This is a genomic window from Methanoregula sp. (assembly GCF_023227875.1).
Taxonomy (GTDB): Archaea; Halobacteriota; Methanomicrobia; order Methanomicrobiales; family Methanospirillaceae; genus Methanoregula.
The window spans coordinates 30,562-43,091 of the sequence record NZ_JALOCH010000016.1; the positions used below are offsets into that span (position 1 = coordinate 30,562).

General features: G+C 53.0%; 12 protein-coding genes. 5 read left to right on the forward strand and 7 right to left on the reverse strand.

Features of this window, described 5'->3' with window-relative positions; all coding sequences use genetic code 11:
• Positions 1-137 precede the first annotated feature (137 nt).
• Entirely contained in the window at positions 138-707 is a 570-nt protein-coding gene (locus M0R30_RS13360; protein WP_292547736.1) for a hypothetical protein, read from the forward strand.
• A gap of 162 nt (positions 708-869) precedes the next feature.
• The gene (locus tag M0R30_RS13365) at positions 870-1,331 is read left to right on the forward strand and encodes a ferritin family protein (RefSeq protein ID WP_292547738.1); all 462 of its coding nucleotides are present in this window, start codon (positions 870-872) and stop codon (positions 1,329-1,331) included.
• A gap of 157 nt (positions 1,332-1,488) precedes the next feature.
• Here M0R30_RS13365 and M0R30_RS13370 read toward each other — a convergent pair whose 3' ends face one another.
• Positions 1,489-2,742 carry a Coenzyme F420 hydrogenase/dehydrogenase, beta subunit C-terminal domain gene (locus M0R30_RS13370; protein WP_292547740.1) on the reverse strand — a complete coding sequence of 418 codons (1,254 nt, stop codon included), beginning with the start codon at positions 2,740-2,742 and terminating at the stop codon, positions 1,489-1,491.
• A gap of 3 nt (positions 2,743-2,745) precedes the next feature.
• Positions 2,746-4,812 carry a formate dehydrogenase subunit alpha gene (fdhF, locus tag M0R30_RS13375; protein ID WP_292547742.1) on the reverse strand — a complete coding sequence of 689 codons (2,067 nt, stop codon included), beginning with the start codon at positions 4,810-4,812 and terminating at the stop codon, positions 2,746-2,748.
• A 272-nt stretch (positions 4,813-5,084) separates the two neighbouring features.
• Here fdhF and M0R30_RS13380 point away from each other — a divergent pair, with 272 nt between their 5' ends.
• Both M0R30_RS13380 and M0R30_RS13385 read left to right on the forward strand, forming a co-directional pair.
• Positions 5,085-5,678, forward strand: a complete 594-nt coding sequence (locus M0R30_RS13380; protein WP_292547743.1) for a hypothetical protein — start codon at positions 5,085-5,087, stop codon at positions 5,676-5,678.
• 146 nt (positions 5,679-5,824) lie between these two features.
• The gene (locus M0R30_RS13385; protein WP_292547745.1) at positions 5,825-6,463 is read left to right on the forward strand and encodes a formylmethanofuran dehydrogenase subunit E family protein; all 639 of its coding nucleotides are present in this window, start codon (positions 5,825-5,827) and stop codon (positions 6,461-6,463) included.
• A gap of 106 nt (positions 6,464-6,569) precedes the next feature.
• Here M0R30_RS13385 and M0R30_RS13390 read toward each other — a convergent pair whose 3' ends face one another.
• Positions 6,570-7,151 (reverse strand): carbonic anhydrase, encoded by a 582-nt coding sequence (locus M0R30_RS13390; RefSeq protein ID WP_292547747.1) that lies wholly within the window; start codon positions 7,149-7,151, stop codon positions 6,570-6,572.
• A 384-nt stretch (positions 7,152-7,535) separates the two neighbouring features.
• Here M0R30_RS13390 and M0R30_RS13395 point away from each other — a divergent pair, with 384 nt between their 5' ends.
• Positions 7,536-8,186 carry a GNAT family N-acetyltransferase gene (locus M0R30_RS13395; protein ID WP_292547749.1) on the forward strand — a complete coding sequence of 217 codons (651 nt, stop codon included), beginning with the start codon at positions 7,536-7,538 and terminating at the stop codon, positions 8,184-8,186.
• A 95-nt stretch (positions 8,187-8,281) separates the two neighbouring features.
• Here the strand turns inward: M0R30_RS13395 and M0R30_RS13400 are convergent, their stop codons facing one another.
• From M0R30_RS13400 to M0R30_RS13415, 4 genes are all read right to left on the reverse strand, one after another.
• Positions 8,282-9,283 (reverse strand): PAS domain S-box protein, encoded by a 1,002-nt coding sequence (locus M0R30_RS13400; protein ID WP_292547751.1) that lies wholly within the window; start codon positions 9,281-9,283, stop codon positions 8,282-8,284.
• Positions 9,284-9,710: 427 nt separating this feature from the next.
• On the reverse strand, positions 9,711-10,508 hold the full coding sequence (locus tag M0R30_RS13405) for a hypothetical protein (protein WP_292547753.1): 798 nt from the start codon (positions 10,506-10,508) through the stop codon (positions 9,711-9,713).
• 137 nt (positions 10,509-10,645) lie between these two features.
• A complete protein-coding gene (locus tag M0R30_RS13410) occupies positions 10,646-11,155 on the reverse strand; it encodes a nucleotide-binding protein (RefSeq protein ID WP_292547755.1) in 510 nt (169 codons plus the stop codon).
• 237 nt (positions 11,156-11,392) lie between these two features.
• Positions 11,393-12,271 (reverse strand): formate/nitrite transporter family protein, encoded by an 879-nt coding sequence (locus M0R30_RS13415; protein WP_292547757.1) that lies wholly within the window; start codon positions 12,269-12,271, stop codon positions 11,393-11,395.
• Positions 12,272-12,530 lie beyond the last annotated feature (259 nt).

The following is a 12,530-nucleotide window of genomic DNA, read 5'->3' on the forward strand; positions in this document are numbered from 1 at the left end:
AAATGAATAGGGTTTATTTCTGATTTTTGATGATTATCGGTGGGTATTTATTGGGGGATTTATAAAGGTGTATTCAGAGAAAGCCAAAAACGCGCAGCATTAGTGCACAGCACATACAATAACCGGAGAATATACCCATGCGCCCGCCCCGCATTCCCCCCATGATGAAAGACCTCATCCAGACCGCGGTCATGGTGTTCGATAACCTGGAATTCACGGCATGCACCAGATGCCCGAAATGCGGTGGTACTGTACAAGGATATGATACAAAAACCAGGAAGTTTGCCACCATAAAAGAGGATGAAACAGAACGTACTATCAGGGTCCGGGTGAAGCGGTTCACCTGCAAATCCTGCGGGGATTTATGCTACGCTGACGAGCCGTTCTACCCCGGCACCCGGATCGGTTCACCGGTCATAGATCTTTTTTCGTCCCTCTCCACGACCATGCCGCCCAGCCGGGCGGCACGGGTGATTGATTCGCTGGGAATCAGCGTGAACCGTACCACCTGGAAAAATTATACGGGCATTCGGTTTTCCGATATTCCTGAAATGGATATGTTCGGGATGAGGCTGCCGGTATGCATGATGGAGCTGTCCAACATCGCTGCCCGTTCCAGTGACATATTCCCTCCCAATGCTCTGGAGATCCTGGCGGCATGTGGTAACCCCTCGACCAGGCACATTCCCGGGGTTCGTGAACGATAATTGACACTGAACCAAACTGGGCAGTAAAACCGGTATTTTCGGGTTATGCTCTCCGGTGTAGGGGGGCCTCACCGGAGCATCTGCCCATTAGCAGCAACCTATCCTTTTTATATAACTCCTTCTGTAATACCAAGTATAAAATTTTCAAACCGAGGTGTGAGTATGAAAGCAGAAGATGCAAAGAAGATCATTTCAATCGCAATCGACAGGGAAGTCGAAGCGTACACGTTTTATAGAAACGTTGCCGACAAGGTAAAAGACAAGAACCTGAAAGCACTCTTCGATGAACTGGCCGGGGAAGAGAAAAAACACCGCGAATTCCTCCAGGCATTCTTAACCAAAGATGTGAGCAAGATAAAATTCTCCGCAGGCCATGACTACAAGGTCGGGGATGCACTCCCATCACCGAAGCTGACCGCGAACCTAAAGCCGCTTGATGGCCTGGTACTTGCGATCAAGAAGGAACTTGAGGCCATGCAGATGTATACCCAGTTTGCCAAGGCTGCTGACGACATGGAAACCCAACTGCTCTTCTCCCAGCTTGCCAACATGGAGCGGGGACACAAGGCACGGCTCGAAGACCTTTACACCGAAATGGCATTTCCCGAAAATATCTGGGTGTAACATCCGTATAAACCCCGGTGCAATTCCTTGCACCGGGTCCTTTTTTCAATCAGGTAACATTCCGATGAAAATTATCCGGATACCGATTCAATTATCCGGGAAAATACCTGCAATATCTGTCGTAATCCGGGCTAACGCCCGGTAAAAAAAAGAGAGATTATTTCTTTGCAACCGGGTTGAACACGTTCTGGTAGATCATGTCGCTACCGGTGTTGTTCAACCGGGCACGCTCTTCCTTCTCCTCGACATATGCCATGAGCGGAAGTTCCATGTTGACGCCCGGAGTATGGCCGAACATCTTCTCGAGTTCAACCTGCTGGGCGTGCATGATCAGCGCGTTCGGGATTTCTGCTGCACAGACTTCCTCGCACTGGCCGCAGTTCACGCAGGAATCGGCAATGTGCGAGTAGCGGATGAGGTGGAACATGAAGTTGACCGGCAGTTCGCCCGGGGGAACCATGGCCGGGTTCTTGGTCGTGCAGTCGACACAGTAACAGATCGGGCAGACGTCGATGCACTGGTAGCACTTGATGCACCGGGAGGTCTCGTTCATGATCTTCTTTAACCGGTCCTTGCCATCGCCGAGGCCTTCGAAGTCGTGCTTGCGCCACTTGTCGGCGAGCTTGAACATCGCGCCCTCGACCTTTCCGCGGATCTCGAGCCCCTTGGGGTTCGCCGCTTCGGTTGCGAGAATGCCTTTCTTGACTGCGCCGTCAAGGAGTGCTGCACCCTTCTCGGAGCAGACCTCGACAAAGGTCGCCTTGCCGGCCTTGGGGCCGATGACTCCCCAGTTACCGCAGGCAAGGTCTGCCTGCCGGGGGATCTTCATCTTGCAGCGGCGGCAGTTCGGGCGACGGCCAAAGCCGGCCTCTTCGAGTTCGTCGACAGAGATGCCCTTGTGGCCTCCCTCGTACTCGATGATGAACTGGCCCTTGTCGATCTCTTCCTTGTGGACCTTGTCCGGGTCAACATCGTACTTCTCCTTGATCATCTTACGGGCAAGGACCGGGCTGACCGACCCTCCGCAGTTGACACCGATCATGATGACATTGTCAAGGTTGATCTGCTTGCGCTTGGCGAGTTCGTAGAACCCCATGGCATCGCAGCCTTTAACAGTCACCCCGATCTTCTTGTCCTTTGCGCCGTCAAGGTACTTCTTAACGAGCTTGGCCATCAGGAGCGTACCGCAGTGAAGTGACCCTGCCGTCTTTGCAAGATCCTTGGAGTCGGTAATAACGACCGGGACTGCATCATAAAGATCGTAGCCCTTCGTTACAACAAATACCGCATCAACGATCTTGTTGTCAAGTGCATGTTTCCAGAGGGCCGTTACAGCACCGCCAAGCTCTGCCTTCTTCTGGATCTCGGCATCATTGGTCCATGCATACAACATATCGCCTTTCTTTGACATGGTTTAAGCCCCCGTAATCTTCTCGACCTTGACAGCACAGTGCTTGAGCTCCGGCATCTTGGACATCGGGTCGAGCGCCGTGTTGGTGAGGTTGTTGGCACCATTGGCAAAGTGCATCGGCATGTACAGTACCTTCGGGGCAACATCGTCCGTTACCCGGGCAATGGCGATCGTCTCGCCTCGGCGGCTCGTTACCTTGATCTTCTCATGCTGCTTGATACCGAGCTCCTTTGCATCCAGCGTGTTGAGCTGGACGTAGTTTTCCGGCACTTCGTAGTGCAGGATCGGGCAGCGGTCGGTCTGGGTCCTCGTGTGGTAGTGGAAGATCACACGGCCGGTCATGAGCGTGTACGGGTACTGTGCATCCGCAACTTCTGCGGGCGGGCGGTACTCGATACCGAACATCGTTCCCTTGCCGTCTGCGGCGGAAAACTTGCCGATGTGAAGGATCGGGGTTCCCGGGTGCTCGACGGTCGGACATGGCCAGTGCACTGACTCGGGTTTACCGAGCTTCTCGTAGGTACATCCGAACATAGACGGGGTAACTGCTCGCAGGTCATCCCAGACATCCTGTGCAGACTTCCAGTCAAAGCCCTTGAGGCCCATCTTCTTTGCCAGCATGCCGATGATCTCCCAGTCATACTTCGACTCGCCGGGGCCGTCAACAGCCTTCCGGACACGGTTGATGCGCCGCTCGCCGCTGGTGAACGTGCCGTCCTTCTCCGCAAAGCAGGTGCCGGGCAGGACAACGTCTGCATACTCGCAGCTCTCGTTCCAGTAGATATCCTGCATGACAAGGAAGTCGAGCTTGTCGAACATCTTCCTGACATGGTTTGAGTCGGGGTAGGAGACTACCGGGTTCAGGCCGAGGACATACATCGCCTTGACAACATCGCCGCAGTCATTGATCTGCTCGGTCAGGGTTGAACCGTACCAGTCGGGCAGGGAACCTTCTTTTAAGAACCAGGCCTTCTCCATCTTTGCGCGGTTCTCGGGAACTGCAACGGCCTGGTAGCCGGAGTAGACATTCGGGTATGCACCCATGTCGCAGGCGCCCTGCACGTTGTTCTGGCCACGGAGCGGGTTGACACCCACTCCGGGGCGACCGATGTTGCCGGTTAAGAGCGAGAGGTTGCCCATTGAACGGACATTGTCGGTACCGGTGGTAAGCTCGGTGATACCGAGGCAGTAAATGATAACCGCGTTCTTTGCCTTTGCATACTGGCGCGCAAACTCCAGGACCGTCTCTTGAGGGACACCATGGATTTTCGTAGCGTCAGCATACTTCTCGACCGTCTTCTTGAGGTCTTCGAAACCTTTCGTGCGCTCCTTGATGAACTCCTTGTCCTCGTTGCCTTCCTTGATGATATAATACATCATGTTGTTGGCGAGGGCGATGTGGGTCGACGGGTTGAACCGGATCCACTTGTCCGCAAGGCGTGCCGTTGCACTGAGACGCGGGTCAACGACAACGATGGGGATTCCCTTCTTCTTCGCCTGCATGACACGGCGCCCGGCAAGCGGATGGGCCTCGACTGCATTGGAACCCCACATGACGATCAGGTCGGAGTTCAGGACATCCTCGAACGGGTTGGTGGCTGCACCGGAACCGAAGGAGAGGGATAGACCGGCAACGGAAGGTCCGTGGCAGATACGTGCACAGTTGTCGACGTTGTTGGTCAAAAACCCGCAGCGTGCAAACTTCTGCAGGGCATAACAGTCCTCATTCACGGTACGGCACGAAGTCTGGAAACCGAGGGCCTTGGGCCCGTGCTTCTTCGCGATCTCCGTGAAATTCTTGACAATCAGGTCAAGGGCTTCGTCCCAGGTGGCTTCTACGAACTTGTCACCCTTCTTGATTAAGGGCTTTGTCAGCCGGCCGGGTTTCTGGACCGATTGCCAGCACACCGCACCCTTCGGGCAGAGCTTGCCTTCGTTGATCGGGGACCGCTTAAACGGTTCTACGCCAACGAGCGTGTTGCCCTTGGATACAAGGTTCAGGCCACAGCCGACCCCGCAGTAGGGACATGTCGTCGTTGTATACTTAAGAGTATTTAGACTATCACTCATGGTAGCACCACACTCATGGAGGCCCGGGTCAAAAAGTGACGGGGACGCCCATGTTATACACACCTCTGAATTTTTTAATGCAAAATTGGATAATCAATTTTGCTTAATATTTGATCTCGGTAAAATGTTATTTATAGATTATGAGATCAACCTAAAAATGGTGATTGGTTTGGGGCAGAGGGGTTGTTTTTGAGAGTGGACCGGGAAAACCGTGGCCGTGCAACGCGTTATTGTTGTGCAGCTAGTGAATCGCGCAAACGCGAGGCCGTTTTATGAGGCTCCGCCCGTTCCCTCCCATCCTCACCAACATTATCCATGCGGCACTTCTGGTATGCGAGGGAACCAGGTTCCATCCCGGCAACACGTGCGGTACCTGCGGCGGCTCACTGTCCGGGTATGATGAGCGGAAGAAACGGTTTGCGATCCTGGTTGAGGAGGATAAAACCTGCCCGGTCAACGTGATCATACAGCGGTCCTCCTGCCGCAACTGCGGGAAGATTGTCCTCCCGGAGGAACCGTTCTACCCGGGCACCCGGATCGGATCGCCGGTCGTGGATCTCTGCCGGTCACTGTCTGCAGTTATGCCTTACTCCCGGGTTTCCATGCAGCTCAGCCGGATGGACGTGGTGGTGGACCGCTGGAGTGTCCGTCATTATGCAAGGATGCCTTTGCCAGCGGTCGCGTCCATGGAGGTATTTGGCATGCAGATACCCATTTCGATCGTATCTCTCTCAACGCTTGCCGGGACCGTGCGGGAACCGGGACATCTTGACATGGAGGATGTGCTCATGGCATGCAACCGACCATCCATGGTTCCACTGACCCGGGAACAATCGGATCGAGAGAATGAAGAGCAAAATTTCTGATCACTCCCATCGAAAGTAACGGGGAATATCGTTACATCAGATCGAGCACGCAAAGTAACAGCCACAATGTCTGGATAATACCTCCGGATAAATGACGCCAGTTACCAATCATAAAAAGTTTATCAGATGTGATGCCACGGATTAACATGACCGGTAAGCACGATGATCAGGAAAGAAAACTCAAATCCGTGATGGATACCCATCACATCAGCCCGCAACTGCAGGACCAGATACAAGAACTGACTGCATTCCACACCTACCCGGCACCGGGAGTGCTCATCGGGGCATTCATGGTGGATTATGCCCTTGAACTGCTCGGGATGAGCCCGGACCTGAAACTATATGGGGTCTGCGAGACACCCAAGTGCCTTCCGGATGCACTGCAGGTAATGGCACACTGCACCACCGGCAACAACCGACTCAGGGTTGTCCCCATCGGCAAGTTTGCCATCACCCTCAACGGTCATTCAGATACGGAGACAACAGAAGCAGTACGGGTTTACGTGGACCTGGCAAAACTGAAAACCTATCCGGTCATCGATACCTGGTATGCAAACAGCCCGGCTTATGACAAGCATACCATGAAAGATAAACTCCAAGATGAGATCTTTAAAGCAGGGCGGGCGATTCTCGCATCTGAAAAAGTGAGGGTGAAAGTTACCCCAAAGAAGAAATGGAAATCCGTCACCTGCCCCGGCTGCGGCGAGACGGTCCCCGATTACCTGATCGAAGGCGACCACTGCGGTGCCTGCGGCTCCATGAAATATTATGAGCGGTCGTCCTGATACCGGTAACAGGTACCGGGATTAACCATCTTTTATAAAGAACGGGACAATCCCGGTCGCGTCATTTTTCACGGACATCAAAAATTTGAAGGCCGGGGAGGCCGTATCAGGTTACCCGGGTCAGCGCGCCCGTGCCAAGATCGTAATAGAGCCCGTGGACCGCAATTCGTTTCTCATCAACCGCTTTCTTAAGGAGCGGGTACGTATACAGGTGTTCGATCTGTAGCCGGACATTCTCCTGCTCGATCAGTTTGTAACGCTCCTCCTTCTCCAGTTCAGTCTTCGGAACGGCGATTTTCGCATCCACCCGCGTCTTTGCATCACGGGCATTGTTCAGCCAGAGCGGGATGTAGGAATCGTTGCTCTCCTGGTCAAGGGCGCGGATGGCGCCGCACTTCGAATGCCCGCAGATTACAACGTCATTCACCTTCAGGTGGGAAACCGCATATTCCAGCACGGTTGCAAAGTTCCAGTCATGGATCGGCACGATGTTGCCGATGTTGCGCTGGATGAAGAGTTCACCGGCCCGGGCCTGTGTGATATGCCCGGACTGGAGCCTCGAGTCTGAACATGCGATCCAGAGCGTGCTCGGGTGCTGGCCCACTGCGAGCTCCTTGTAATAGTCAATATTCGGGGTAAAATCCGATTCCCGAAACCTCAGGTTACCTAGTAAGAGATTATCGATCATGCCACACACCTCTGGTTATACATATGCCGGTTTGTGCCAGCCTATGCCTATTCTGATACTTGGCCGGGACAGGAAAGAATGTTTCGATTTGTCGAAGGTCATCAGACCTGAGACAAGAGAAGAATTACGCAGTAATTCTTCGACATGCGACAGGACATCATTCCTGGAGCACGAGAAGAACGCTGATGCGTTCTTCGAGTTGCTGAAGGCCATCAGGCCCGAGAAAGGAGACATAAACCTACCCTCGATCTCCCGATAACATTCCCGTAGCAATTACCCTTATCGTGCATAAACAATAATTGATAAAAAACAATGGTGCAGATTTCCGGTGATTCCATGCCACACGGCCGTACCGGCCCGGCAACTGACGAGAAGGAGTGAACGATGGCAACCATCTCCGCGCCGGCTGATAGTGATCGTTATTACGAGGACCTGACGCTCCTCACCCTGTACAACCTTGCTGGCGAAGAAAGCAGCGGATTTCTCGACATCCATCCAAAATTCATAAAACAGATCGGGAAATTCATATTCTCCGAAGGGACAACAACGGTGCCCGGCCGCGTGATCGAAGCCGTGGAAGTCCGCGAGCTCACACCCGCGGAGATGGTGCGGGCCGAGAAGGAACTCTGGATCCATTACCACCAGCAGAAAGCGGACCGGAATGTTGACCGGCTCTTTGCAGTTTTTGCCGGCCAGCGAATCATCGGGGTTGCCCGGTGTTCCCGGCACGAGGACGGGCTGGAAGTGGATGCGGTGTATGTCCTGGACGAATACCGGCTCCGGGGATTTGCGCGGTCGGTCATGATCCTGCTGATCGAGGAGTGTGGCCGGAACGAGACGCTCTTCATGCACTCAAAAACCGAACTGGTAAATTTCTATGGCAGTCTGGGTTTCCGGCTGATTCCGGAAGCGGAGCTCCCCAAATCAATCCGCGACCGGTTTGATTTCTGCCTTGGCGATCTCAATGGGATCAGCGTCTGCCCGATGCGCCGGGAACCGGGTTCCTCGGAACCTGCTGGCGCTCTTTCATCCTAAACAAAGTGGACTTCGTTTTTTCAATAACCAGAAAAAACCTAAACCTCCACCAGGCAAGATGCAGGACATCAGGAAAAGAAATGTCCAGATCTGATTCAGGTCTGGACAACGAAGTGTCCTTTCTTCTTGTCAGTGACATCCTCGACCGCTTCCATGGCACCAGTGATCGTGCCGGTGGTATCCCGGATGAGCGAGGCAGTGATATGCAGCCATTTGCCCCCGACACTCATATCCGGGAAGAAGTCCGTGTACTCGTACCGCCCGTCAACAGGGATATCCGTACGGGCTTTTTCGAACATGCGGGAGATTGTATCCCGGTCCCCATTGATCAGGAGATCGGCAAGACACGGTTGGGGATTGGGATAGAATGCCTTCCACTGACAGCTCGTCCCGACCACTTCTTCTGCCTTGATCCCGGTCATGATCTCCAGGGCCCGGTCCCAGTACACGACCTTGTGGTTGCGGTCGATGAAGAACTGAGGAGAAGTTGGGATTTGAAAGATCGTGCGGAGGAGCCGGTCGCGTTCAGCCATCGCTTTCTCCGCGTGCGTGCGCTCCGTGATATCCTCCAATATCAGGGTGATGCCGGGCACGCCATTTTCGAGCACGGTCGGGATGAACCGGCTGTCAAAGTACACATCCGTGCCATTGCGGATAACATGGATCTCCTTCTTCCAGGTGGGGCCGCCGTTGAGGAGGACAACAATCTCCCGCTCTTCTGATGCCGACAACAGCGGGATTGGCAGCGCGCTCAACCGTGAATGGAGGATCGTCTCCCGGGAAATCCCGGTAAACCCGCAGAACGATCCGCTGGCCTGCACGATCCGCAGGTCATTGTCAAGGACCAGGATCAGTTCCCGGGCATGGTTCAGGAGATCTCCCACCGGGACCCGGAGGGAGAGCGTGTAGAGCTTGGCATTTCCTACGTGGCGGACATCGAGCTGTCCTGCCGTTGCCATGACCTCAAGGTACTTTGCAACAGAGTTCCGGCTCATCGAGACCGTGGCAGAAATCTCCTTGATACTCATCCCATGGGGGTGTTCCCGGAGTACTGCGCGGATCTGCGCTGCTTCATCCGTATCCTGGATGTCAGCCATGGGAGATCTCCGGTACGGGACAGAATAATCCCGGTTTTTTCGTCATGATATCATCGCATTTTTTTATCCGGCTCGTATGACTGCCGGCGCAAACATGTGCCAAGGCTTAATTAGGGGATGTGTTATACATATACATTGTGCATAGTGTTTGTGCACTAGCGCACAGCATACCGGTCAAATGTGGGGCATGATCCTGCCTATTCCTTGGTTGATATACACACCTCTGAATCATATCACCATTCATCAGGACTGCCCCCCATAGTAATTATTACCCGTGAGGTTTTTTTCTTTCGTATTGTTTCTGACGGTCATAGCGGATCCACTCGATGTCTCCAACTCACGATCTATATCCTGATTGTTCAGTGCAAATGCACAGCGCTTGACGCATGCATTCAGTTTTTATGGACACGCTCGCCCACACGGGTTATTAAGGGTTGAATATTTTCAGGGCAAAACTCTGCCCGAGAAGCAGGACCGGTTGATCTTTTGCCGATGCATTCCACGCAGTGGCAAACAGAAGGAGAAGGGCATTGTCGAGCGATACTTCAAACCGGTCATTGAGCTGGTCTGCCGGTGACAGTGGTTTTGCCAGGACGGCAGCATCAGATGCAGAAAATTCAATAAATTGTTCCGGTTGGTCCGTTGACTCATCGAGCAACAGGGCCTGTTCCCGGACAATGGCAAACGCAGTTACAAGAGGTGGACATGGATTCGTTTCCGTAAGACTGACCGTTGCGGCGCCGGCAGCCTGCGCGGCTTCCCGGTATTCCCCCTGGGCAAACCGGGCAAACGTGACTGCCGCAGCATGTGCTGCTTCCAGTGGGATCCCCGCAGCCTGTTGTCGCACGGTCTCGCAGTAGGATTTTAACGGTTCTTTTAAGGATTGTCCGCCATTTTCCGGAGTATGTGCCACACCAAACCGGAGTTTCAGGCGGACGAGCAGGAGGGTAAGGCTCACTGCATACAGTAGTATCAGGATGATGCCAACCGAAAAATCCGAGGGCATTACAAAGAAGAAAACGGAGTAGATCGGGGTCGTCAGTGCAACGATATCCTTGTGTGGCCTTATCCATGCAAGGTAGGCAAGTATGAATGACCCGATGATACACCCGGTGGCAAAATACCGGAGATCCACGGGATCTCCACCGGAGCCGGAAAAAATAATGGCAGCCAGTGCGCCACCAAGGGAAAATACCGGTACTGCCAGTTCCAGCAACCATATCATGGAGCCCGCTTTTTGTCGTGTTTGAACCATAATTTCACCTGTATTCAGCATCAGGACTTCCGGATAACTATATTATTTCCGGCTGAGGTGATTCGGAGATCCCAAGATAATATCTGACCCGGACAAGAGTGCTGACATCAGTCATTGGATTTTTTTTTCTTCCTGATGGACACGCAGTTGATCACCGGTTCTCCGGCAACAAGGTAACGGCGAATAACCTGCCCCAGCACTTCCACAACATCATTGACCTTGACATCTTCATCGGGACTGGTAAACATCTTGACCGAGATCGCACCGGACCGGTCTGCAACAAGGTACTGGGGACGGTTCAGGAACTGGAAATGCACCCGTTCCACCACCCCTTCAATGCGCACCGGCTTGCCGACCATATTCTCATTGATGAGCTTGACCCTCACCGTTTTTGCCTCGGCCTCATAGAGGGGAGTTACCTCTGCATACTGGCTCCGGCTCAGGTAATTAAGCGCAACGGGAATGACAAGCAGCAGGAACAGGCAGGGGATGAGCCAGATGAGATTCGATCTCACATCAGGACTGAACACCGATGCACTAAGTAAAAAAATGGTAAAGATAACAAACACCGCAATGGTGATGTAGGAGACCTTCACATCGATATTTCCGATCTTCATCAGAAAGACTGTTTGCCGTTAACCTACTTCAGTGCTGCGATTACGTTCCAGTATACAATACGGGGTATGAATAAAAAAAGGACCCCGTGTTTATCCCGGTGAGATGGTTCCGGATCACGGGGCTGGAAAATGAGGCGACAATATGCAGGGGTGAGGAATCATCACCTCTGCTATTGCGATTGTGGAAACATTGAGATTGGTATCTCTGTTTTTCATAAAAATGATTGGGGTGAGACATTACTTCAGCGCTGCGATCTCTTTCCGGAAGGATACCCAGTACAGGACACCGACAAAGAGCATTCCGCCGACAATGTTGCCGATAGTGACGATGACGATATTGTTTGTGAACATCGTTATCCAGTTCAGGCCGGCATTGATCTTGGCGGGGTCTGTGATGAATCCCTGTGTTAAGATACCTGCGGGAATGAAATACATGTTCGCAACACAGTGTTCGAATCCACTGGAAACGAAGGCCATGATCGGGAACCAGATGCCGAAGAACTTGCCTGCCGCATCATCTGCACAGATTCCGAGCAGGATTGCGAGGTTGACGAGCCAGTTACAGGCAATTGCTTTAAGGAATGCAGACCACATGCCCATCAGTCCGACATAACTGACTTTTGCACCTGCAATGGCGATCGCTCGCGAACCAAACCCGGTAACGGTTGCTACACCTGCCGCATCGAACGACACGAGAGGACCGTATGCCATGATATAGGCAAAAACAATCGATCCGATCAGGTTGCCGATATAGACAAAAACCCACAGGTTCAGGACCTGCATCCAGCTGATCTTGTGGATGAACGCTGCCATCGGGGCGAGCATTGCGTCGCCCGTGAAAAGCTCAGCACCGGTAAGGACGATGATAATAAGCCCAACCGGGAACACGGCTCCCGTGATCAGTTGTGAAAAACCTGCACTCGCGGCACCATACCGCAGTGCGGCATCGCTTGCCATAATCCCTGCACTGCACATTGTTGCGAGAGCAGCACCCATGGCGATATAGGCACCAGCCATGAATCCGCGAAGGAGCATATTCCAGGCGGGCAGGCCGACTTTGTACTTCCCGGCGTCTCCTGCTTTTGCGCAGATCGCTACCGGTGGATGAAACACCATTTTTTAACACACCTCTGAATCAATCACCTATACCAGCTACTAACAATACGGGTCTCGTATAGGTTAATCAAATTCTCTTGTATGTTGTTATTAATAATTTTCGAATTGTTCGCCGATCAGGACCGATTTTTCCCGGGAAAATCCGGGCGCGCCAGCGCTGTGCAAAGAAGCGGAGCATTAACTTCTTTTGATTTTCACAGTTTTTGTTTAACGACGTGACGATATATTAACAACCGCAGGTATTTCCCCATTTTGGGGG

Coding starts and splice junctions, on each gene's coding strand:
- M0R30_RS13370 (WP_292547740.1), bottom strand. CDS start 2,742: ATGTCAAAGAAAGGCGATATGTTGTATGCATGGACCAATGATGCCGAG.
- M0R30_RS13385 (WP_292547745.1), top strand. CDS start 5,825: ATGACCGGTAAGCACGATGATCAGGAAAGAAAACTCAAATCCGTGATG.
- M0R30_RS13365 (WP_292547738.1), top strand. CDS start 870: ATGAAAGCAGAAGATGCAAAGAAGATCATTTCAATCGCAATCGACAGG.
- M0R30_RS13405 (WP_292547753.1), bottom strand. CDS start 10,508: ATGATATGGTTGCTGGAACTGGCAGTACCGGTATTTTCCCTTGGTGGC.
- M0R30_RS13395 (WP_292547749.1), top strand. CDS start 7,536: ATGGCAACCATCTCCGCGCCGGCTGATAGTGATCGTTATTACGAGGAC.
- M0R30_RS13400 (WP_292547751.1), bottom strand. CDS start 9,283: ATGGCTGACATCCAGGATACGGATGAAGCAGCGCAGATCCGCGCAGTA.
- M0R30_RS13390 (WP_292547747.1), bottom strand. CDS start 7,151: ATGATCGATAATCTCTTACTAGGTAACCTGAGGTTTCGGGAATCGGAT.
- fdhF (WP_292547742.1), bottom strand. CDS start 4,812: ATGAGTGATAGTCTAAATACTCTTAAGTATACAACGACGACATGTCCC.
- M0R30_RS13380 (WP_292547743.1), top strand. CDS start 5,085: ATGAGGCTCCGCCCGTTCCCTCCCATCCTCACCAACATTATCCATGCG.
- M0R30_RS13410 (WP_292547755.1), bottom strand. CDS start 11,155: ATGAAGATCGGAAATATCGATGTGAAGGTCTCCTACATCACCATTGCG.
- M0R30_RS13360 (WP_292547736.1), top strand. CDS start 138: ATGCGCCCGCCCCGCATTCCCCCCATGATGAAAGACCTCATCCAGACC.
- M0R30_RS13415 (WP_292547757.1), bottom strand. CDS start 12,271: ATGGTGTTTCATCCACCGGTAGCGATCTGCGCAAAAGCAGGAGACGCC.